Origin of the sequence: Bifidobacterium choerinum (assembly GCF_002761235.1) — a bacterium.
Classification (GTDB): domain Bacteria; phylum Actinomycetota; class Actinomycetes; order Actinomycetales; family Bifidobacteriaceae; genus Bifidobacterium; species Bifidobacterium choerinum.
In genome coordinates this window covers 553,187-575,705 of the sequence record NZ_CP018044.1, presented here as the reverse complement: position 1 = coordinate 575,705, position 22,519 = coordinate 553,187, and the positions used below count along the sequence as shown (strand labels likewise).

Here is a 22,519-nt window from a genome sequence, read left to right as displayed (position 1 = left end):
GGCCATGCCCTGTTGTGGGGTGTGGTTGATGTGTGTGATGATCTGATAGTCGAGTGTTCCAGTTGGACACAGTTTTGTGTTTTTCGTTGTGTGTTCGCGATGGCCGCCCATGGGTCCCTGTTGGGGCTGGTGGTCGGGTTGTTGTGAAGGGCGCAGTGGTGGATGCCTTGGCAGACAGTACCGATGAAGGACGCGTGGGGCCGCGATAGTCCTCGGGGAGCCGCCGACATGGCTTTGATCCGAGGGTTTCCGAATGGGGCAACCCGCCAGCCGTCATGGGCTGGCACCGCATGTTGTGCGGGGGGTACGCAGGGAAGTGAAACATCTCAGTACCTGCAGGAGAGGATACTCCGTGAGTAGTGGCGAGCGAAAGCGGATGATGGCTAAACCGTGGTCGTGTGATACCCGTCGGGGGTTGCGGCTTCGGTGTCGTGGGAGCGTGTGTCCCGGTGCCGACGTGCCGGGCGTCAGTGATAAAACCGTGTGTGAGGCGAACCGGGTTGGATACCGGGCCGTAGAGGGTGATGGCCCCGTAGCCGAACGCGCATGGTCTGGCGATCGCGTCTCCCGAGTAGCGCGGGCCTCGTGGAATCCCGTGTGAATCCGCCCAGACCGTTGGGTAAGCCTGAGTATAGCTGTCTGACCGATAGTGGACGAGTACCGTGAGGGAAAGGTGAAAAGCACCCCGGGAGGGGAGTGAAAGAGTTCCTGAAACCGTGCGCCTACGAACCGTCGGAGCCTGGATTCGTCCGGGTGACGGCGTGCCTATCGAAAAATGAGTCTGCGAGTCAGTGGCATGTGGCGAGCATAAGCCGTGTGGCGTATGCGTAGCGAAAGCGAGTCTGAAAAGGCGTTTTTCAGTCGCGTGTCCTGGACCCGAAGCGGGATGATCTAGCCCTGGGCAGGTTGAAGCGTGGGTAAGACCGCGTGGAGGACCGCACCCACTTAGGTTGAAAACTGAGGGGATGACCTGGGGTTAGGGGTGAAAGGCCAATCAAATTCCGTGATAGCTGGTTCTCTCCGAAATGCATTTAGGTGCAGCGTCGGTTGATTGCGCGCAGGGGGTAGAGCTACTGGATGCTTGCGGGCCCGTACCGGGTACCAACAGCAACCAAACTCCGAATACCTGTCGCGTGTATGCCGGCGGTGAGTCGGCGGGGGATAAGCTCCGTCGTCGAGAGGGAGACAGCCCAGACCGTCGTCTAAGGTCCCCAAGCGCGTGCTAAGTGGGAAAGGATGTGGAGTCGCATAGACAGCCAGGAGGTTGGCTCAGAAGCAGCCATCCTTGAAAGAGTGCGTAACAGCTCACTGGTCTAGTGGTTCCGCGCCGACAATGTAGCGGGGCTCAAGCACGCCACCGAAGACGCGGACGCCAGTTTGTCTGGCGTGGTAGGAGAGCGTCCCTTGAGGGTCGAAGCCGCCGGGGAACCGTGTGGTGGACTTCAGGGGAGTGAGAATGCAGACATGAGTAGCGAGAGCAGGGTGAGGATCCCTGCCGCTGGATGACCAAGGGTTCCAGGGCCACGTTCGTCGTCCCTGGGTGAGTCGGGTCCTAAGGCGAGGCCGACAGGCGTAGTCGAATGGATGAACGGGTCGATATTCCCGTACCGGCCGCATGACCGATCAGCGGTCCCTTGACCGATCGCGTGTTTCCATCGGATCCGTCCTTCCTTCGGGTTGGTCGGTGATGTTCGGGTTCGCGCGTGGCGTCCTGGGGTCGAGCGCATGGAGTGACGCGGACGGGTAGCCGGCCGGGGAGGTGGTTTTCCCTGGTCAAGCGTGCGGCCCCGCCCCCAGGCAAATCCGGGGGCAGCATGGGGCGAGGCGTGATGATGGGGGCCTTGATGGCCCGATATCCGGTGATCCCGTCGGCCGAGAAAAGCTTCGGCGCGAGGTGGGCGGCCGCCCGTACCCCAAACCGACACAGGTGGTCAGGTAGAGTATACCGAAGCGAGCGAGCGAATCCTGGTCAAGGAACTCGGCAAACCGCTCCCGTGCCTTCGGCATAAGGGAGACCCCCCGCGGTGGGACGTCCTTGCGGCGTCGAGCGGTGGGGGGTGGCACAAGCCAGGGGGTAGCGACTGTTTACCAAAAACACAGGTGCATGCCAAGACGCAAGTCGCCGTATATGCACTGACGCCTGCCCGGTGCCGGAAGGTTAAGAGGATCCATCAGCGCTTTGCGCGAAGTGGTGAATTCAAGCCCCGGTAAACGGCGGTGGTAACTATAACCATCCTAAGGTAGCGAAATTCCTTGTCGGGTAAGTTCCGACCTGCACGAATGGCGTAACGACTTCCCCGCTGTCTCGACCAGGAGCTCGGCGAAATTGCAGTACGAGTAAAGATGCTCGTTAAGCGCAGAAGGACGAAAAGACCCCGGGACCTTTACTATACCTTGGTATTGGCATCAGGTGCGGATTGTGTAGCATAGGCGGGAGACTGTGAGGCATGCACGCCAGTGTGTGTGGAGTCGGCCAGTGAAATACCGCTCTGTCCCCATCTGATGCCTAACCCGGACAAGTCAGCCTTGTCGGGGAGAGTGCCTGGCGGGTAGTTTAACTGGGGCGGTTGCCTCCCAAAGAGTAACGGAGGCGCTCAAAGGTCCGCTCGGCCCGGTTGGCAATCGGGTGTCGAGTGTAATCGCACAAGCGGGCTTGACTGCGAGATCGACGGATCGAGCAGGGACGAAAGTCGGAGATAGTGATCCGGTGCCGGCGTACGGACGCGGCATCGCTCAACGGATAAAAGGTACCCCGGGGATAACAGGCTGATCATTCCCAAGAGTCCATATCGACGGGATGGTTTGGCACCTCGATGTCGGCTCGTCGCATCCTGGGGCTGGAGCAGGTCCCAAGGGTTCGGCTGTTCGCCGATTAAAGCGGCACGCGAGCTGGGTTCAGAACGTCGTGAGACAGTTTGGTCTCTATCCTCTGCGCTCGTTGGAATCCTGAGGAGGCCTGCCCATAGTACGAGAGGACCTGGGTGGACGAACCTCTGGTATGCCGGTTGTCGCGCCAGCGGCACGGCCGGTTGGCTACGTTCGGGAGGGATAACCGCTGAAAGCATCTAAGCGGGAAGCCCGCTCCAAGATAAGGATTCCTGACACCCCTCCGGGGGTGTGTGAGACCCCACATGAGACCATGTGGTCGATAGACCGGACGTGGAAGCCCCGCAAGGGGTGGAGCCGACCGGCACTAACGGTCGAAGACGACCCCCACCGCGACCCATCGCGCGGCACACGCGTGCGGGACACGCGACCATCGGGAGTCACACGGCAAAGCATCGAACACGCGAACAGACGACGACACATCGTCCCGGTACGAACACGCAGCGCGTCCACCATCCGGTCCCCAAACCAACCACCAACCGGCCCGACGGGTCGGGAACATGGATAACAGAACAACAAGTCTTGCGGCGGTCACAGCCCAGGGGAGACGCCCGGCCCCATTCCGAACCCGGAAGCTAAGACCTGGCACGGCGATGGTACTGCACCCGACAGGGTGTGGGAGAGTAGCACGCCGCCGCACCCACACTTCACACGAAAGCCCCGAACCGGCACACCGGTCCGGGGCTTTCCCATACCCACACCCCGAAACCGCTTCTTAGCCCGTTCCGAGGCCGCTGCATATCACTGAGGCCCAAACTTCAGATTCATGCGCAAACGCTGCAAGATTCGCGTCCGCATGCCTTCCATATCCGCCCCAGGCAATAGCGCCTGTCGGGTATACTGGGACAGTGTCAAGCGAGGTCCTGCCTCGCTTCTTCCATGCCGTGCCGCACAAGCGGACGGCGTGCCCTTCCTGTAGTGCTCGGCAACGCGGAATGGGCCGCAATCCTGCCGAGCCAAGAAAGGTAGCCGGGAACGGCTTACGCACCGATGCCCAATCGCGTCCCCAACGATTCCTCATTGACGTCTCAATCCTCCCAATCTCATCCTCTTGCTTCGTCAGATGCACGCAATGCCGGCGAATCACCTGCGGCTGAACATATCAAACCGAAACTGCTGCTCGCAATCGTCGCGACCGGCGTCATGGCTTTCATCGGCATCCTGACGGAGACGATGACCAACGTGCTCTTCCCGACGCTGATGGAGGAGTTTCACATCGGCACGGCCGTTGTGCAATGGCTGACGACCGGCTATCTGCTCGTCGTCTCGATCGTCGCGCCGCTTTCGTCGTATCTCAATCATCGATTCACGCTCAAGGCGTCCTTCATCGTCGCGATCGCACTGTGCATCGCCGGCCTGCTGACGGCCGCCCTCGCCGTGAACTTCCCGATGCTGATGGTCGCCCGCATCCTGCAGGGCGCCGGTACCGGCATCGCACTGCCGCTCATGTTCAACATCATCCTCGAGCAGTCGCCGCGGTCCCGTCTGGGATTGCTGATGGGCGTCGGCAACATGGTGTGCGCGATCGCGCCGGCGCTGGGGCCCACCGTCGGCGGTGTTGGCGTGGCCGCGATTGGCTGGCGTTGGATGTTCGCGATTCTGATCCCGTTCCTCGTGATCGCCGGTGTCATCGGCGCGGTGACGATCCGTCAGCCGCGTCCGACCGAACGTGTGCATTTCAGCTGGGCGCAGCTTGCGCTGTTGATGGTCGGCTTCGTCGCCTTCGTGTTCGCGCTCGATCGCTTTGGTGCCTCCATCACGGCACTCACCTCCAGTGAGCCGAACGCCTCCGGTGTTCTTGCGCTTGCGGTGGTGCTGCTCATCGTGTCGGTGGCTGCGCTCGTATGGTTCGCGATGGCGAGCAAACGTTCGCGCGATCCGCTCATCCATATGGGCGTGCTCCACTCGGTGCCGTTCCGCTGGCATCTGCTGGCCTATGTGATGCTCGAAGGCGTCACGATCGGTTTCGGTTATCTTATCCCGAATCTCGCTCAGCTCGGTTTTGGCTCGACGACGACCGTCGCGGGTCTGCTGATCCTCCCGGGTGCGCTGCTCGGCGCTGTCCTCGCGCCCGTCGGAGGCGCCTTGCTCGACCATTTCGGACCGATGCGTCCGATTCTGTCCACGATGGCGCTTGCGATCGTCGGCATCGTGCTGATGCTGCTCATGGTGCGTCTCACTGCGAGCGTGTGGATGATCTGCGTCAGCTATATCGCCTATATGATCGGTTTCTCGATGGCCTATCCCGATACGATGACGGCCGGCATGGGCGCCGTCCGGACGGCGATGCAGCCGGACGGCAACGCGATGTTCAGTACCTTCCAGCAGCTCGCCGGTGCCGTCGGCACGACGGTGATGTCCATCTGCCTGGGTGTGGCCCAGTCCGGGCGCAACCTGGAAACGGACAAGGCGGCCTTTGAGGCCGCCACGCAGCGCGGGGGACGTGCCGGCATGATCGTATTGCTCGTCGTGCTGATCTGCGCGTTCCTCGCGAACGTACGCGCCTTCGCCATACGTCGCGCACGCTGAGCGATCATTGTCGGCGTTGAACCGATGTTCCACGTGAAAACACGAAACATCGGTTCAGCGCCAGGTTCATACCGTTTTGCCTGTGCTGCGTTTCACGTGGAACGGGTGGTTTTTCTTTCGCCGACCGCACTGCGTTTGCGGGCTGGTCGCTCGTGGGTGAAGCACGGGGCCAGAGCGATGATGTTGACTATCGTGAGGCGCAGATATAATATTGTCTTACGTTGGTCAAGGAGTGATCATGAGCATGACATCGGTGACGGTTCGGGTCGATGAGGATACGAAGAAGCAGGCCTCGGAGATCGCGGAGGATTTCGGCTTCGATCTATCGAGCATCACGCGTGCGTTTTACCGCCAGATCGTGCGTGAACGACGCATTCCGCTGAATCTGTCCTACGGCAACGCGCCGGAGGAGACACTGGAGGCATTGGCGGATGCCCGCCGCATGGCCAAGGAGGGCGAGCTCCGCTTCCAGGACGCCGATGAGATGTTCGAGGCATTGGGGATCTGAATATGGCGCGGTTGGAAGCGGATTACACCCCGGCCTTTCGCCGCGACGTCAAGTGATTGCGGCGCAGGCATGTCGATCTGACGGAGCTGAAGAACGTCATACGGTTGGTTCTCGAGGACACGGAGGAAGCCAAGGAGATATTGCGCGTCCGGCATCGTGCCCACCGGCTCAATGGCAAGGATTGGCAGGGTGTGGTCGAATGCCATGTGGGCAATGCTGGCGATTGGCTCGCCGTATGGACCCGCGAGGATTCCTTTGCCGTGTTCATGCGTACAGGCACGCATGAAGAGATATTCGGCGGATAGCGCCGTGCGTCCGGATCCGATGTTGTCTTCGCCGCGAATCGGCCGTGACCGAGACGCCGCTGTATCGGCGATGCCTCTGCTCCGGCGTTCAGTCCGGCGGTGGATTCGTCGCTGTTCGGTGGCGGCTTGTGCTTGAGGTACGTGGTGTTCTCCGTTCGTGCCGGCGGTGGCTGTTGATTCGGTGGTTGGTGTTTTCGACACGCCGGGTGGTGGGTGTTTTTGGTTGGTTGGTGGTGGTGTTGTGGGTGTGGTTGGGTGTGGTGTGGGGTGGTTTTGGGGTGTTTTCGACACGCCGTTGGTTGTGTGTGTTTGCAAGGGTTTTGGGGTGGTTGGTGTGGGGTGGGTTTGCGTTTTGGTTGGGGTTCGTGTAAGTTATTCATCTTGCTGCCGGTTGGTGAGCTTCTGGACTGGGTCCGGAGGGGTTCGTCGGCCGTGTGTGGTGGTTTGAGAACTCAATAGTGTGTACTGTACTACTTCATCACATGGCCTTTGTTGGTTGTGTGGTGGTCTTTGATTGCCAGTCCGATGCCCGCCCGTGTGGTACCCGAGGGGGTTTGATGGGTGTCGGGGTTTTTGTGTGACCGTCCTTCCTTATTGGATGGTCCGTCTTTTTCTTTTGGGGCCGTTTGGCTCTTCATGAAGGTTTTTTGTGGAGGGTTCGATTCTGGCTCAGGATGAACGCTGGCGGCGTGCTTAACACATGCAAGTCGAACGGGATCCGGCCGGGCTTTGCTTGGCTGGTGAGAGTGGCGAACGGGTGAGTAATGCGTGACCAACCTGCCCCATGCACCGGAATAGCTCCTGGAAACGGGTGGTAATGCCGGATGCTCCGCACCTTCGCATGGGGGTGTGGGAAATGCTTTTGCGGCATGGGATGGGGTCGCGTCCTATCAGCTTGTTGGCGGGGTGACGGCCCACCAAGGCGTTGACGGGTAGCCGGCCTGAGAGGGTGACCGGCCACATTGGGACTGAGATACGGCCCAGACTCCTACGGGAGGCAGCAGTGGGGAATATTGCACAATGGGCGCAAGCCTGATGCAGCGACGCCGCGTGCGGGATGGAGGCCTTCGGGTTGTAAACCGCTTTTGTTCAAGGGCAAGGCGGGTCTTCGGGCCCGTTGAGTGGATTGTTCGAATAAGCACCGGCTAACTACGTGCCAGCAGCCGCGGTAATACGTAGGGTGCAAGCGTTATCCGGATTTATTGGGCGTAAAGGGCTCGTAGGCGGTTCGTCGCGTCCGGTGTGAAAGTCCATCGCTTAACGGTGGATCCGCGCCGGGTACGGGCGGGCTTGAGTGCGGTAGGGGAGACTGGAATTCCCGGTGTAACGGTGGAATGTGTAGATATCGGGAAGAACACCAATGGCGAAGGCAGGTCTCTGGGCCGTTACTGACGCTGAGGAGCGAAAGCGTGGGGAGCGAACAGGATTAGATACCCTGGTAGTCCACGCCGTAAACGGTGGATGCTGGATGTGGGGCCCTTTCCACGGGTTCCGTGTCGGAGCTAACGCGTTAAGCATCCCGCCTGGGGAGTACGGCCGCAAGGCTAAAACTCAAAGAAATTGACGGGGGCCCGCACAAGCGGCGGAGCATGCGGATTAATTCGATGCAACGCGAAGAACCTTACCTGGGCTTGACATGTGCCTGACGATCCCGGAAACGGGGTTTCCCTTCGGGGCGGGTTCACAGGTGGTGCATGGTCGTCGTCAGCTCGTGTCGTGAGATGTTGGGTTAAGTCCCGCAACGAGCGCAACCCTCGCCGCATGTTGCCAGCGGGTTATGCCGGGAACTCATGCGGGACCGCCGGGGTCAACTCGGAGGAAGGTGGGGATGACGTCAGATCATCATGCCCCTTACGTCCAGGGCTTCACGCATGCTACAATGGCCGGTACAACGCGATGCGACATGGTGACATGGGGCGGATCGCTGAAAACCGGTCTCAGTTCGGATCGCAGTCTGCAACTCGACTGCGTGAAGGCGGAGTCGCTAGTAATCGCGGATCAGCAACGCCGCGGTGAATGCGTTCCCGGGCCTTGTACACACCGCCCGTCAAGTCATGAAAGTGGGCAGCACCCGAAGCCGGTGGCCCAACCGTTTTTCGCGGGGGGAGCCGTCTAAGGTGAGGCTCGTGATTGGGACTAAGTCGTAACAAGGTAGCCGTACCGGAAGGTGCGGCTGGATCACCTCCTTTCTACGGAGTTCTGTGGGGCGCCCGTGTGGCGTCCGTTTCGGGACGATGTGTTTCCCGCCCTTGTGGGGGTGGGGGTCGTCCCTGCTGGTGTGGAAGAGATCAAGGATCTGTTGCCGGCCCTGTGGGTCGGTGGTGGTGCGGTGCATGCTGTTGGGTCCCCGGACCGCCACGCCCCTTGTGTGGGGTGGGTGTTCCGCGCCCATGGGTCCGGTGCGGCGTGTTCGTCGTGTCGTGCGGGCTTGTGGTGTGGTGGTGGTTTGAGAACTGGAGAGTGGACGCGAGCAACGGCCGCATCCGTTTGGGTGTGGTTGGTGTTCGTACTGTGAATGAACCGAGGCGCATCGGTCCGTTGTGGCTGGTGCGGCCTGGACGCATCCCTGTTGTGGGGTGTGTGTGTTCGTTCGTTTGTTTCGTGTCGGCCATGCCCTGTTGTGGGGTGTGGTTGATGTGTGTGATGATCTGATAGTCGAGTGTTCCAGTTGGACACAGTTTTGTGTTTTTCGTTGTGTGTTCGCGATGGCCGCCCATGGGTCCCTGTTGGGGCTGGTGGTCGGGTTGTTGTGAAGGGCGCAGTGGTGGATGCCTTGGCAGACAGTACCGATGAAGGACGCGTGGGGCCGCGATAGTCCTCGGGGAGCCGCCGACATGGCTTTGATCCGAGGGTTTCCGAATGGGGCAACCCGCCAGCCGTCATGGGCTGGCACCGCATGTTGTGCGGGGGGTACGCAGGGAAGTGAAACATCTCAGTACCTGCAGGAGAGGATACTCCGTGAGTAGTGGCGAGCGAAAGCGGATGATGGCTAAACCGTGGTCGTGTGATACCCGTCGGGGGTTGCGGCTTCGGTGTCGTGGGAGCGTGTGTCCCGGTGCCGACGTGCCGGGCGTCAGTGATAAAACCGTGTGTGAGGCGAACCGGGTTGGATACCGGGCCGTAGAGGGTGATGGCCCCGTAGCCGAACGCGCATGGTCTGGCGATCGCGTCTCCCGAGTAGCGCGGGCCTCGTGGAATCCCGTGTGAATCCGCCCAGACCGTTGGGTAAGCCTGAGTATAGCTGTCTGACCGATAGTGGACGAGTACCGTGAGGGAAAGGTGAAAAGCACCCCGGGAGGGGAGTGAAAGAGTTCCTGAAACCGTGCGCCTACGAACCGTCGGAGCCTGGATTCGTCCGGGTGACGGCGTGCCTATCGAAAAATGAGTCTGCGAGTCAGTGGCATGTGGCGAGCATAAGCCGTGTGGCGTATGCGTAGCGAAAGCGAGTCTGAAAAGGCGTTTTTCAGTCGCGTGTCCTGGACCCGAAGCGGGATGATCTAGCCCTGGGCAGGTTGAAGCGTGGGTAAGACCGCGTGGAGGACCGCACCCACTTAGGTTGAAAACTGAGGGGATGACCTGGGGTTAGGGGTGAAAGGCCAATCAAATTCCGTGATAGCTGGTTCTCTCCGAAATGCATTTAGGTGCAGCGTCGGTTGATTGCGCGCAGGGGGTAGAGCTACTGGATGCTTGCGGGCCCGTACCGGGTACCAACAGCAACCAAACTCCGAATACCTGTCGCGTGTATGCCGGCGGTGAGTCGGCGGGGGATAAGCTCCGTCGTCGAGAGGGAGACAGCCCAGACCGTCGTCTAAGGTCCCCAAGCGCGTGCTAAGTGGGAAAGGATGTGGAGTCGCATAGACAGCCAGGAGGTTGGCTCAGAAGCAGCCATCCTTGAAAGAGTGCGTAACAGCTCACTGGTCTAGTGGTTCCGCGCCGACAATGTAGCGGGGCTCAAGCACGCCACCGAAGACGCGGACGCCAGTTTGTCTGGCGTGGTAGGAGAGCGTCCCTTGAGGGTCGAAGCCGCCGGGGAACCGTGTGGTGGACTTCAGGGGAGTGAGAATGCAGACATGAGTAGCGAGAGCAGGGTGAGGATCCCTGCCGCTGGATGACCAAGGGTTCCAGGGCCACGTTCGTCGTCCCTGGGTGAGTCGGGTCCTAAGGCGAGGCCGACAGGCGTAGTCGAATGGATGAACGGGTCGATATTCCCGTACCGGCCGCATGACCGATCAGCGGTCCCTTGACCGATCGCGTGTTTCCATCGGATCCGTCCTTCCTTCGGGTTGGTCGGTGATGTTCGGGTTCGCGCGTGGCGTCCTGGGGTCGAGCGCATGGAGTGACGCGGACGGGTAGCCGGCCGGGGAGGTGGTTTTCCCTGGTCAAGCGTGCGGCCCCGCCCCCAGGCAAATCCGGGGGCAGCATGGGGCGAGGCGTGATGATGGGGGCCTTGATGGCCCGATATCCGGTGATCCCGTCGGCCGAGAAAAGCTTCGGCGCGAGGTGGGCGGCCGCCCGTACCCCAAACCGACACAGGTGGTCAGGTAGAGTATACCGAAGCGAGCGAGCGAATCCTGGTCAAGGAACTCGGCAAACCGCTCCCGTGCCTTCGGCATAAGGGAGACCCCCCGCGGTGGGACGTCCTTGCGGCGTCGAGCGGTGGGGGGTGGCACAAGCCAGGGGGTAGCGACTGTTTACCAAAAACACAGGTGCATGCCAAGACGCAAGTCGCCGTATATGCACTGACGCCTGCCCGGTGCCGGAAGGTTAAGAGGATCCATCAGCGCTTTGCGCGAAGTGGTGAATTCAAGCCCCGGTAAACGGCGGTGGTAACTATAACCATCCTAAGGTAGCGAAATTCCTTGTCGGGTAAGTTCCGACCTGCACGAATGGCGTAACGACTTCCCCGCTGTCTCGACCAGGAGCTCGGCGAAATTGCAGTACGAGTAAAGATGCTCGTTAAGCGCAGAAGGACGAAAAGACCCCGGGACCTTTACTATACCTTGGTATTGGCATCAGGTGCGGATTGTGTAGCATAGGCGGGAGACTGTGAGGCATGCACGCCAGTGTGTGTGGAGTCGGCCAGTGAAATACCGCTCTGTCCCCATCTGATGCCTAACCCGGACAAGTCAGCCTTGTCGGGGAGAGTGCCTGGCGGGTAGTTTAACTGGGGCGGTTGCCTCCCAAAGAGTAACGGAGGCGCTCAAAGGTCCGCTCGGCCCGGTTGGCAATCGGGTGTCGAGTGTAATCGCACAAGCGGGCTTGACTGCGAGATCGACGGATCGAGCAGGGACGAAAGTCGGAGATAGTGATCCGGTGCCGGCGTACGGACGCGGCATCGCTCAACGGATAAAAGGTACCCCGGGGATAACAGGCTGATCATTCCCAAGAGTCCATATCGACGGGATGGTTTGGCACCTCGATGTCGGCTCGTCGCATCCTGGGGCTGGAGCAGGTCCCAAGGGTTCGGCTGTTCGCCGATTAAAGCGGCACGCGAGCTGGGTTCAGAACGTCGTGAGACAGTTTGGTCTCTATCCTCTGCGCTCGTTGGAATCCTGAGGAGGCCTGCCCATAGTACGAGAGGACCTGGGTGGACGAACCTCTGGTATGCCGGTTGTCGCGCCAGCGGCACGGCCGGTTGGCTACGTTCGGGAGGGATAACCGCTGAAAGCATCTAAGCGGGAAGCCCGCTCCAAGATAAGGATTCCTGACACCCCTCCGGGGGTGTGTGAGACCCCACATGAGACCATGTGGTCGATAGACCGGACGTGGAAGCCCCGCAAGGGGTGGAGCCGACCGGCACTAACGGTCGAAGACGACCCCCACCGCGACCCATCGCGCGGCACACGCGTGCGGGACACGCGACCATCGGGAGTCACACGGCAAAGCATCGAACACGCGAACAGACGACGACACATCGTCCCGGTACGAACACGCAGCGCGTCCACCATCCGGTCCCCAAACCAACCACCAACCGGCCCGACGGGTCGGGAACATGGATAACAGAACAACAAGTCTTGCGGCGGTCACAGCCCAGGGGAGACGCCCGGCCCCATTCCGAACCCGGAAGCTAAGACCTGGCACGGCGATGGTACTGCACCCGACAGGGTGTGGGAGAGTAGCACGCCGCCGCACCCACACTTCACACGAAAGCCCCGAACCGGCACACCGGTCCGGGGCTTTCCCATACCCACACCCCGAAACCCGACACACCAAACCGGGGGCTTCTTCATATCTGGACCTCTACGCCACCAACCAGCATCGCGGACCGTGACCATCAGAATCCCAAGACCATCCGCCGGCCCTGGAATCCTCCTGTTGCCGGCCGGCCGCATTGCCAGTCGAAACCATTGCGCATCCGCCCTCCGAGCAGGAAGACATGCAGCCTTCCCCACCCGGGCCATCATGTTGCTGCCTTCGGTCGGGGAGACGCATCTATGATGTGCAATATGCACTATTTCACGCCGAAACGCTGCGAGACGACGAGCAAGATCATGTACCATGATCAGCAGACCGCGTGGCAGGCGGCCGAGCAGAGCCGCATCGAACGCGGCATGGAGCTATGGGTGTACCGATGCCAGTACTGCGGCCAATGGCATCTGACGCATCACGACCCGGCGCTGAATCAGGCCGTAGGCCATTTCAAACGCTCGCAGAAGCGGTATTCACGAAAGAAAGGGTACAAGCCGCGCTATCGGTGACACGGCCCGTACCCTTGCCATCCTCGTCGCGCACGACATCATCGCCATGCATAACGAACCATCAATCAGCGATTCAGCTCGAAGCCCTGCTTCGCTGCATGTTCGAGGCCGCGGCCCAGCACCTCGCCGGCGACGGCTTTCTTCGCGATCTGCGCGTCATAGGTCGGCAGCGGCGTATTCGGATCGCGCAGGTCATAGTACTGATGCACTTCCTCGTTGAACTCCGCGATGTTGCGCATGATGAAGGAAGGATCGTCGTTGTAGCGGTTGTCGAAGAACTGCAGGTCGGCGCCCATGCGCGGCTTGACCTCCGGCTCCTGGGCGGGCTTGCCGATCGCAAGGCCCAGCACCGGATACGTATACTTCGGCAGATGGAACAGCTCGATGAGCCGCGGAATGTCGTTGAGGATCGAGCCGAGGATCACGCAGCCGAGTCCGAGCGACTCCGCCGCCGTCTCCATCGCATGGAGCGCAAGGACGGCGTCGTTCTGCGCCTGCGTGAAGCGGTAGCTGTTCTTGAGGGTGAACGCATCGGAATCGACGGCGCCACCCTGTTTGCGGGCAATCACCATATTGCGGTATTCGTCGAGGACGAAGACGTAGAGCGCGGGCGCCTGCGCGATGTACGGTTGCTTCGCGATCGCGGCGAGATCGTCCTTGAGGCTTTGGTCGACGACGCGAATCGCCGACCAGTCGTTGAGATACTGGCTCGACGCCACATGCTGCGCGGCGGACTCGATCGTCGCCGTCATCTCGGGCGACAGCGGCTCGGGACGGAACGCGCTGATCGAACGACGGTTGAGCAGGACATCGACGGTGTCATTATGCAGTAGTTCAGTCATACCGGTATTATCCCAGACCGCCGCTGTTGCGCGCGTCGGACGTACCAATAGCGCAACGGCGACCTACAGATATGCACGGATATGCGATCGCTGACCAAACGAAAGGTACGGCAGCAAGAAGGCCCGGCGACGATCGTCGCCGGGCCTTCGTCGTTCAGCCGCGCCTGCGCTGCAGCCGCGTGATGATCTTCTGGACGCCCTTCGTCGAGACGTCGGTCAGCAATGTGCCGAAGGCCGCCGACGCGGCCGCGAACAGCATGCTCATGACGAGTCCTTGCTGCCGGTCCTGCGCATCGTCGTCGGGGTTCGGATGGATCTTCGCCGTGACCAGATTCCACACGGAGCTGAACACCTTGCCGCCGATGAGACCGACGACGGCGGGGAACGCCATGCGGAAGACCTTATCGCCGAGCGTGTCCGGATCGGCCATGCGGGCTTCGCGCATGGCCGTGACCTTGTCGTTCACGTTGTTCAGCGCCGCGACCGTCCTGTCTGTCGTCGCGTCGAGATCGGAGCGTTCACCGGCGATGGCGTTCGTCGCAGCGGTGAGCTTGGCGTCCGCGGACGCCGATTCATGCTGATGCTTCTTCATACTGCACCAGTGTATGCCATCGTCGATGCAAGGTCGCCGTGAACGGTCGCGTCCCGTCATTCATGCGGCACGGTACAGTGGGCATATGCAGAATTCAATGATGAATGACCACGCGAAGCGTTACGGCACGCTCGTGCTGCTTCGCCATGGGCAGACGCGCTGGAGCGAGACCGGCCAGTACATCGGGCGCACGAACATCCCCCTCACCGACGTCGGCATGCAGCAGGCACGCGACGCCGGCGAGCGTCTGCGCGCGTTGTTCCCGGACGGCTTCGCCGACGGCGACGTCTACTGCTCCGATCTGCAGCGTGCGATGACGACGGCGAACGAGGCCGGATTCCTGACGCCGACGCTCACGCCCGACCTCGAGGAGTGGGATTACGGCCGCGCCGAGGGACGCACGCGCGCGGAGCTCTTCGCCGCGCTCGGCGAGGAGTGGAACGTCTGGGCGCAGGGACCGACGGCGCTCGCCGACCATCTCGCCGGCGAACGCGTCGAGATTTTCCCCGATGGCCAGCAGATCACGATCATCAACGGCCCGGGCGAAAGCATCGAGGACGCGGCCGCACGCGCCCGCCATGTCATCGACCGGGTGATGCCGGCGCTCGAGGCCGGCCGCGACGTGCTGTGCGTGGCACACGCGCACATCCTGCGCATCCTGACGACGCAATGGCTCGGCGTGGATCCGCGCTTCGGCCGCAATCTCAAACTCGACACCGCGCACATCTGCGCGCTGTCCGTCTACAAAGGCGACCACGTGATCTGGAAGTGGAACGTCTGAGCGGACGGACGACGCGCCGATGTGCGCGGTGACGGATGGACGGCGACGCGCGATCAGATGCGCATCCACACGGCCGCGTCGACCGGCAGCGAATAGCCGTCGAAGGCCGTCGAACGCAGCACGATGTCGCCATGCGGCAGCTCGACCGGCGACGGGCCGAAGTTGACGATGCAGGCGAAGCGGTCGCCGTCGACGGCCGGACGCGCATAGGCGATCACGTCGGATTCGCCCGGGTCGAGCACGTCGTCGCCGAGCCACGCGAGCGACAGGTCGCCGGTCGGCGTCAGATGGTCCTGACGCCAATGCAGCGCGCGCCGGTAGAGATTGAGCATCGACGTGTCGTCGGCGTCCTCGGCGTCGGCCGCATAATCGGCATACCACAGCGGCTGCGGCAGATGCGGGTCGGCGGGGACGGATCCGTCGGCCGGCGCCGACGAGAAGCCGAAGGACGCGCCGGTGCCGAAGCGGGGATCCCAGTCGGCCGGGCGCGGACGGTCGGCGGCGACCCACGGCAGCGGCACGCGGCAGCCGTCGCGACCCTTCTGCGCGTCGCCATGGTCGGTGTTGAACGCGACCGGATCCTCAAGATGGTCCCACGGAATCGTTGCGACCTCCGGCAGACCCAGCTCCTCGCCTTCATACACATAGACCGAACCGGGCAGGCCCAGCTCCATCAGGATCGCCGCGCGCGCCCTGCGTGCGCCGAGCTCGCAATCTTCGGGATAGGTGGTGCCGGAACGCAGCAGCCAGTCGTTCGCGAGGACATGGTAGCCGTTCGTGCGCACCTGCGGCAGGCCGTAGCGGCTCGCATGGCGGCAGACATCATGGTTGCTCATGACCCACGTCGTCGTCGACTTCGCCTCGTCGGCGCTCGCAAGCCCCTCGACGATCGCCGTGCGGAACTCGTCGGCGAACCAGTCGGCCTTCGCGAATTCGAAGTTGAAGACCTGACCCAGCTCGTCCTTCGACGCGTACAGATGCTGGTGCTCCGGCACGATCCAGGCCTCGCCGACGGCGAAGCGCGGCGGGTCGTATTCATTGAAGACGGCATTCCACTCGCGGTAGATGTCATGCACCTCGGGACGGTCCCACAGCGGATGGGTGCCGTCATGCGACTGGTCGCCGCCGACGCTCCAGCGCTCGAGCTCCTTGAGCGGGCGGGAATCGAGATCCTTCGCCAGGCCATGCGCCACGTCGATGCGGAAGCCGTCGACGCCGCGGTCCGACCAGAAGCGCAATGTGCGCTTGAAATCGTCGTGCACGTCCTGGTCCTTCCAGTTGAGGTCCGGCTGCTCCTTCGTGAACAGATGGAGATACCATTCTCCGCCGCCGACCGGCTCCCAGGCCGGGCCGCCGAACAGCGACTGCCAGTTGTTCGGCGGCAGCTCGCCGTGCTCGCCTTCGCCGTGGCGGAAGATGTAGCGGTCGCGCTCCGCGGAGCCGGGCGCGGCGGCGAGGGCGGCCTGGAACCACGGGTGCAGGTTCGACGTGTGGTTCGGGACGATGTCGACGATCACCTTGAGTCCGGCCGTATGGGCGGCCTCGAGCATCGCATCGAAATCGTCGAGCGTGCCGAGGCGCGGATCGACGTTGCGGTAGTCGATGACGTCGTATCCGCCGTCGGCGAGTTCGGACGGGTAGAACGGCGAGAGCCAGACGGCGTCGACGCCGAGCTTCTTGAGATAGCCCATCTGCGCGGTGACGCCGGCGATGTCGCCGAGACCGTCGCCGTTCGCGTCGCGGAAGCTGCGGGGATAGACCTGATAGACGACGGCTTGTTTCCACCAGTCGTCATGGGTGTTGTTGAGGGTCATGACGTTCCTTTCCCGACGGCATGCGGATCGTGTGCATGCCTCACCATCGATGTGTTCGCCTGGTGCGTGTCCCGGTTTTCGTTCGGACATGCGCGGCTGCAGCTAATTATATTCCTTTGTAAAGAAATAGATGCACGACGCGGACATGTCGAAGTGTCGCATACGTCGGGCACGGCGGACATGGCATGGCGGAAGCCGTCGCGTCGGCGTCATGATTGGCGTCACGGTGTGCGCCATCGCGGCGCGGCCGCCACGGGCGACGACGCTCCCGGTGTGTCGTTAGCAAACGCTTTCATCGGTCGTAAAACACCGGGGAACATTGGAAACGCGGTATTTCTGCGCTGCAAGCGGTGCTGAAGTCAGCGCAAAGGCCGCCGTTCGGCGTGCCTACGTTTGCACATTTTGTATTTATGGTGCACAATGGTCGTTGAAAGAAGTTGTCGAGGAAAGAGACTTCTTAACGTGCACCGCGAAGGTGCAGCGCCCGGCAGGGCGTACAGAGAAAGGTTCGAAGATGAATCGTACGATGAAGACAACCGTGGGATTGCTCGCCGCGGCCGCTATGGTCGTGCCGCTCGCCGCATGCGGCGGCGGAAGCTCCAGCTCCTCCGGTGATGGCAAGGGCAGCGTCTACTTCCTGAACTTCAAGCCGGAAGCCGCGGACCAGTGGAAGGCGGTCGCTGCGGAGTATGAGAAGGAGAAGGGCGTCAAGGTCAAGGTCCAGACGGCCGCTTCCAACACTTATGAGCAGCAGCTCAAGTCCGAGCTCGCCAAGAGCGAAGCCCCGACGATCTTCCAGGTCAACGGCCCGGTCGGATACCAGAGCTGGAAGGCTTACACCGCGGATCTCAAGGACACCGCGATCTACAAGGACATGAACGACCAGAGCCTCGCGCTCACCGACGGCGACAAGATCGTCGGCGTGCCGTACGTCATCGAGTCCTACGGCATCATCTACAACAAGGACATCGTTGCGAAGTACACCGCCCTCGACGGTGCGGTCATCAAGTCCGCCGATGAGATCAAGGACTTCGACACGCTGAAGAAGGTCGCCGACGACATGCAGAAGCGCAAGAAGGATCTCGGCATCGAGGGCGCCTTCACGTCGGCCGGCTTCGACGCCAGCTCCGATTGGCGCTTCAAGACGCATCTGGCGAACATCCCGCTGTACTACCAGTTCAAGAAGGACAACATCACCGCTCCGCCGGCGTCCATCAAGGACATGTACATGGACAACTTCAAGAACATCTTCGACCTGTACATCACCGATTCCACAACCGAGAAGACCCAGCTGAGCTCGAAGACCGGCGATGACGCGAGCTCCGAGTTCGCGCTCGGCAAGGCCGCCTTCTACCAGAACGGCACCTGGGCATGGAGCGATCTGCAGAAGGCCGGCATGAAGGACTCCTCGGTCGGCATGCTCCCGATCTACATCGGCGTTGACGACAAGACCGAAGGCCTTGCGACCGGCTCCGAGAACTACTGGTGCATCAACTCGAAGGCTTCCGAGGCCGACCAGAAGGCCTCCGCCGACTTCCTCGAGTGGGTCATCACCTCTGATGAGGGCAAGAAGGCGATGAGCGAGGACATGGGCTTCACCACGCCGTTCTCGACCTTCAACGATGTCAAGACCACGAACCCGCTGATCGCCGACGCGAACGCCAGCATCCAGAACAAGAATCTGACGCAGGTCGCTTGGGACTTCTCGATGATGCCGTCCGAGGAGTACAAGAACGTCCTCGGCCAGGCGATGCTCGCCTATGCGCAGGGCACCGGTGACTGGAACGCCGTCGTCGACGCCTTCGTCAACAACTGGGCGACCGAGTATCAGGCGACGCACTGAGTCGGTTGGGCGGCCGCGTCCGACGCGGCCGCCCCCATCATCGACCGAACATCGTCATCGACGATCGTTCGCATCGACACAACTGAACATCGATAACTGAACAGCGTCGCATGGTCGCACCTCTCTGATCCCGTGGACGCCGCCCTGAACGGCGGCGTCCACGCGACGATCGTACGACGTACGCCGACGATCGTCGGCAATAATCGAACATCGATAACTGAAAACCGCTTTTTTCTTCCTCTGAATCCTTCTGTGCAACGTGGGGCGCCGCATTCGTGCGGCGCCCCACGTTCGTATATTCGGAATGCTGCGCGCGACCGCGACGACGCGACGCCGATATGCGGATCCGCGCGCTATGGCTGCGGCGGTCGTCGGCGCTGCGAAGGCGGCGTCCATGCGAGGACGACGTTGCATATGGCGATCCATACGAAGACGACGGTAGGGGGGCCACGATGACGTCATCGTGGCCCCCTGTTCGTCTGTTCGTATTTGGGGAGTGGCCGATCAGGGACGCGGTTCGGCCGGGCCGGTCGACGAACGGATGACGAGGCGCGCCGGCTCGGTGACGTACAGCTGCTCGGGCGTTTCGCCGTCGATGAGTGCGAGCGTCATCTCGGCGGCCTTGCGCGCCATGCGCACCGGATCCTGTGCGATCGTCGTCAGGCCGATGTCGCTCGCATAGGTGCTGTTGTCGTAGCCGATGACGGAGATCTGCCCGGGCACCGCGAAGCCGCCGCGCATCAGCTGGAAGATGAGCGGAATCGCGATGCCGTCCTCCTGACAGGCAACGGCCGTCGGCATATGTTCGAGACTGAGCAGCTGCGTGACGACTTCGGCGATGCGGTTCTCCGATTCATCGGCGCTGATGACATGCGGCGAGATGCCGGCATGACTGCAGCATTCGATGAACGAATCGAAACGCTGCTGCACGCTGAAATGCAGTGAGACGTCGCGGTTGGCGCGCACATAGGCGATGTCGCGGTGGCCGAGGGCGATGAGATGCCTCGCGGCGAGGATCGAGCCCTGCTCGTCGTCGATGTTCACCGATGCCGAGAATCCACGTTCCTTCGGCAGCACCGAGTTGATGCCGATGATCGGCACATGGATTGAATTGAGTTGGGCGATCTCCTTGCTGTCGATGTCGAAGGAGACGACGATGACAGCGTCCGCGTTGCGGCGCACCGGCAGCATCTCGAAGAACTCCTTGCGCTCCTCGATGCTCGAGACCTGGAAGATCGACAAGTCGTAGCCCTCGGCGTGCAGCACCTGATTGAGGCCTTCGATGACCGATGCGCTGAACCACAGACGCAGATGGTCGCTGACGAGCAGCGCGATGCGCAGCGCGCGGCCGGTCTTCAGCGCGACGGCAGAACGGGAGGTCGAGAAATTGAGTTCCTCGGCGATGTGCAGCACTTTCTCGCGGGTGGTCTTCGAGACCAACTCAGGACGGGTGAAGGACCGCGACACCGTGGAAATCGATACGTTGGCGGCGCGCGCGACGTCCTGAATGCTCGTGCTCATCTCAGCTCCTTCGACATTGAAGAACGATCCGGTGGTGGTGATCGGTGTGCAAACGTTTGTGCAACGCGGATTTCACAAACGTTTGCAGTATATCATGTTCCTTACAAAACGGCGAGCTTCCAGCGATTCATCGCGCAAAGCGCCGCGATGGCCGACGGAGGTGACGGCAGTGATGACACGCAAAAATGTAAACGTTTGACAGGGTTCTGCTTCGCTGTTACAGTGGGCACTGTCATCCACATGCCCGGAGGCTAGGACGAGCCGGCATGGCGCCGGAACGGCCGAAGGCAAGGAGAGGGCGCATACGCAGGAGTATGCACAGAAAGAACGAGGAAAGTAGGCATACTATGATCAGTATGGCCGGTAAGGCGATACGCCGTTGGTGGGCGTTATTTGTACTTCCGACATTCGCCGCATTCATCATCGGTTTCGTGGTGCCGTTCATCTACGGCGTCTACCTGAGCTTCTGTGAGTTCACGACGGTCACCGATGCCCAGTTTGTCGGCTTCAAGAACTATGCGAAGGCGCTGCAGGACAAGACCTTCCTGCATGCGCTGCTGTTCTCCACGCTGCTGACGATCGTCACGACGATCATCATCAACGTCGTCGGCTTCGCGATCGCGTACATGCTGACAAAGTCGATTCGCGGCGCCAACCTGTTCCGTTCGGTCTTCTTCATGCCGAACCTCATTGGCGGCATCATCCTCGGCTACATCTGGATGCTGCTGCTCAACGGCGTGCTCGCCCATTGGTCGAAGTCACTGACCTTCGATCAGAAATACGGCTTCTGGGGCTTGGTCATCCTGGTCTGCTGGCAGCAGATCGGCTATATGATGATCATCTACATCGCCGGCATGCAGTCGTTGCCGACCGACGTGCTTGAGGCGGCGTCGGTGGACGGTGCGAACGGCCGTCAGACGATGTTCAAGATCATCATCCCGCTGATGATGCCGTCGATTACCGTCTGCTCGTTCCTGACGGTCACGAACGGTTTCAAGCTCTTCGACCAGAACCTCGCGCTGACGAACGGCGCGCCGAGCCGCATGTCCGAAGGCCTGGCGCTTAACATCACGAACACGTTCTACGGACGCGTCGGTTTCGAAGGCGTCGGCCAGGCCAAGGCCGTGCTCTTCTTCATCCTGGTGGCGGTCGTCTCGCTGCTGCAGAACAAGCTCACCACATCCAAGGAGGTCGAGGCATGAACGGCGACAAGGTTAAGCACAGTGGTCTGTGGACCCTGTTCTTCTCGATGATCTCGATTGCCTGGGTCTTCCCGATCTTCCTGGTCATCATCAACTCCTTCAAGCAGAAGGCGTACATCAGCGACAACGCTTTCTCGTTCCCGACGAGCGACACCTTCTCCGGATGGGACAACTATGTGCGCGGCGTCGAGCAGACGAATTTCTTCGCGAGCTTCGGCTGGACTGTCATCGTGACCGTCGGTTCCGTCGCACTGATCCTGCTGTGCACCTCGATGTGCGCATGGTGGATCGTCCGCGTCAACAACTGGGCGGCCAAGGCGCTGTACATCCTGTTCCTGTTCAACATGATCGTGCCGTTCCAGATGCTGATGTTCACGCTCTCGTGGCTCGCCGATCGCCTCGGTCTCAACACGCCGTGGGGCCTGTGCATCATCTACCTCGGCTTCGGCGCTGGTCTCGCCGTGTTCATCTTCACCGGCGTCGTCAAGGGCATCCCGCAGTCGCTTGAGGAATCGGCGATGATCGACGGCGCTTCGGTGCCGCGCATCTTCTTCCAGGTCGTCGTGCCGATCATGAAGCCGTCGATCATCTCCGTGGCGATCCTTGAGGCGATGTGGGTCTGGAACGACTACCTGCTGCCGTATCTGACGCTCGACCTGAACAAGTACAAGACGATCTCCGTGTCGATCCAGTACCTCAGGGGCGGCTACGGTTCGGTGGATATGGGTGCGATGATGGCGTGCCTCGTGCTCGCGATCATCCCGATCATCCTCTTCTACATCCTGTGCCAGAAGTACATCGTCAAGGGTGTCATGGCCGGCGCCGTCAAGGGCTGACGCCAAGTCAGCCCTTGGAAAACAGCGCGGTGCGCTGTTTTCAGGAGGCGGCCCGAGCGGCTGTGCCGCGAGGGTGGGTTTGAGTCCGGCCGTAGGCCGGTCGATATCTGCAGGGCCGGAGGAGGCGCCGTCAAGGGCTGACGTCAAGTCAGCCCTTGGAAA

The 22,519-nt window shown here is 61.4% G+C and carries 12 protein-coding genes and 5 rRNA genes; 13 read left to right on the top strand and 4 right to left on the bottom strand.

What is annotated here, in order from left to right; all coding sequences use genetic code 11:
- The first annotated feature begins 134 nt into the window (after window positions 1-134).
- From BcFMB_RS02200 to BcFMB_RS02160, 9 genes are all read left to right on the top strand, one after another.
- A 23S ribosomal RNA gene (locus BcFMB_RS02200) occupies window positions 135-3,216 on the top strand.
- A gap of 193 nt (window positions 3,217-3,409) precedes the next feature.
- Window positions 3,410-3,526: ribosomal RNA gene (gene rrf / locus BcFMB_RS02195) — 5S ribosomal RNA — on the top strand.
- 503 nt (window positions 3,527-4,029) lie between these two features.
- Window positions 4,030-5,415 (top strand): MFS transporter, encoded by a 1,386-nt coding sequence (locus tag BcFMB_RS02190; RefSeq protein ID WP_157775029.1) that lies wholly within the window; start codon window positions 4,030-4,032, stop codon window positions 5,413-5,415.
- A gap of 238 nt (window positions 5,416-5,653) precedes the next feature.
- A complete protein-coding gene (locus BcFMB_RS02185) occupies window positions 5,654-5,923 on the top strand; it encodes a type II toxin-antitoxin system RelB/DinJ family antitoxin (RefSeq protein ID WP_099720928.1) in 270 nt (89 codons plus the stop codon).
- 56 nt (window positions 5,924-5,979) lie between these two features.
- Entirely contained in the window at window positions 5,980-6,228 is a 249-nt protein-coding gene (locus BcFMB_RS02180; RefSeq protein ID WP_257790235.1) for a type II toxin-antitoxin system YafQ family toxin, read from the top strand.
- A 646-nt stretch (window positions 6,229-6,874) separates the two neighbouring features.
- A 16S ribosomal RNA gene (locus tag BcFMB_RS02175) occupies window positions 6,875-8,417 on the top strand.
- Between the two features lie 551 nt (window positions 8,418-8,968).
- Window positions 8,969-12,050: ribosomal RNA gene (locus BcFMB_RS02170) — 23S ribosomal RNA — on the top strand.
- A gap of 193 nt (window positions 12,051-12,243) precedes the next feature.
- A 5S ribosomal RNA gene (gene rrf, locus BcFMB_RS02165) occupies window positions 12,244-12,360 on the top strand.
- Together the 16S, 23S and 5S rRNA genes form the textbook arrangement of a ribosomal RNA operon.
- A gap of 314 nt (window positions 12,361-12,674) precedes the next feature.
- Window positions 12,675-12,926, top strand: coding sequence for a hypothetical protein (locus BcFMB_RS02160; protein ID WP_024541511.1), 252 nt, complete (start codon window positions 12,675-12,677; stop codon window positions 12,924-12,926).
- 65 nt (window positions 12,927-12,991) lie between these two features.
- Here the strand turns inward: BcFMB_RS02160 and BcFMB_RS02155 are convergent, their stop codons facing one another.
- Both BcFMB_RS02155 and BcFMB_RS02150 read right to left on the bottom strand, forming a co-directional pair.
- Entirely contained in the window at window positions 12,992-13,768 is a 777-nt protein-coding gene (locus BcFMB_RS02155; protein ID WP_099720927.1) for a nitroreductase family protein, read from the bottom strand.
- 154 nt (window positions 13,769-13,922) lie between these two features.
- Entirely contained in the window at window positions 13,923-14,360 is a 438-nt protein-coding gene (locus BcFMB_RS02150) for a DUF4235 domain-containing protein (protein ID WP_024541513.1), read from the bottom strand.
- Between the two features lie 85 nt (window positions 14,361-14,445).
- Here BcFMB_RS02150 and BcFMB_RS02145 point away from each other — a divergent pair, with 85 nt between their 5' ends.
- A complete protein-coding gene (locus tag BcFMB_RS02145; protein WP_232513851.1) occupies window positions 14,446-15,141 on the top strand; it encodes a histidine phosphatase family protein in 696 nt (231 codons plus the stop codon).
- 53 nt (window positions 15,142-15,194) lie between these two features.
- Here the strand turns inward: BcFMB_RS02145 and BcFMB_RS02140 are convergent, their stop codons facing one another.
- A complete protein-coding gene (locus BcFMB_RS02140; protein WP_099720926.1) occupies window positions 15,195-16,955 on the bottom strand; it encodes a glycoside hydrolase family 13 protein in 1,761 nt (586 codons plus the stop codon).
- 514 nt (window positions 16,956-17,469) lie between these two features.
- Between BcFMB_RS02140 and BcFMB_RS02135 the strand changes: the two genes are divergently transcribed.
- Window positions 17,470-18,798, top strand: coding sequence for an ABC transporter substrate-binding protein (locus BcFMB_RS02135; protein WP_024541516.1), 1,329 nt, complete (start codon window positions 17,470-17,472; stop codon window positions 18,796-18,798).
- A 504-nt stretch (window positions 18,799-19,302) separates the two neighbouring features.
- On the opposite strand, the gene BcFMB_RS02130 is transcribed toward BcFMB_RS02135, so the two are convergent.
- Window positions 19,303-20,319, bottom strand: coding sequence for a LacI family DNA-binding transcriptional regulator (locus tag BcFMB_RS02130; protein WP_099720925.1), 1,017 nt, complete (start codon window positions 20,317-20,319; stop codon window positions 19,303-19,305).
- Between the two features lie 347 nt (window positions 20,320-20,666).
- Between BcFMB_RS02130 and BcFMB_RS02125 the strand changes: the two genes are divergently transcribed.
- Entirely contained in the window at window positions 20,667-21,521 is an 855-nt protein-coding gene (locus tag BcFMB_RS02125; protein ID WP_024541518.1) for a carbohydrate ABC transporter permease, read from the top strand.
- A complete protein-coding gene (locus tag BcFMB_RS02120) occupies window positions 21,518-22,357 on the top strand; it encodes a carbohydrate ABC transporter permease (protein WP_024541519.1) in 840 nt (279 codons plus the stop codon). The genes BcFMB_RS02125 and BcFMB_RS02120 overlap by 4 nt, the downstream gene beginning before the upstream one ends.
- Window positions 22,358-22,519: the final 162 nt, after the last annotated feature.

Excerpts from the sequence above, each read along its gene's own strand:
- BcFMB_RS02160 (WP_024541511.1), top strand. The coding sequence starts at position 12,675 with ATGCACTATTTCACGCCGAAACGCTGCGAGACGACGAGCAAGATCATG.
- BcFMB_RS02140 (WP_099720926.1), bottom strand. The coding sequence starts at position 16,955 with ATGACCCTCAACAACACCCATGACGACTGGTGGAAACAAGCCGTCGTC.
- BcFMB_RS02190 (WP_157775029.1), top strand. The coding sequence starts at position 4,030 with ATGGCTTTCATCGGCATCCTGACGGAGACGATGACCAACGTGCTCTTC.
- BcFMB_RS02145 (WP_232513851.1), top strand. The coding sequence starts at position 14,446 with ATGCAGAATTCAATGATGAATGACCACGCGAAGCGTTACGGCACGCTC.
- BcFMB_RS02120 (WP_024541519.1), top strand. The coding sequence starts at position 21,518 with ATGAACGGCGACAAGGTTAAGCACAGTGGTCTGTGGACCCTGTTCTTC.
- BcFMB_RS02185 (WP_099720928.1), top strand. The coding sequence starts at position 5,654 with ATGAGCATGACATCGGTGACGGTTCGGGTCGATGAGGATACGAAGAAG.
- BcFMB_RS02125 (WP_024541518.1), top strand. The coding sequence starts at position 20,667 with ATGATCAGTATGGCCGGTAAGGCGATACGCCGTTGGTGGGCGTTATTT.
- BcFMB_RS02130 (WP_099720925.1), bottom strand. The coding sequence starts at position 20,319 with ATGAGCACGAGCATTCAGGACGTCGCGCGCGCCGCCAACGTATCGATT.
- BcFMB_RS02135 (WP_024541516.1), top strand. The coding sequence starts at position 17,470 with ATGAATCGTACGATGAAGACAACCGTGGGATTGCTCGCCGCGGCCGCT.
- BcFMB_RS02155 (WP_099720927.1), bottom strand. The coding sequence starts at position 13,768 with ATGACTGAACTACTGCATAATGACACCGTCGATGTCCTGCTCAACCGT.
- BcFMB_RS02150 (WP_024541513.1), bottom strand. The coding sequence starts at position 14,360 with ATGAAGAAGCATCAGCATGAATCGGCGTCCGCGGACGCCAAGCTCACC.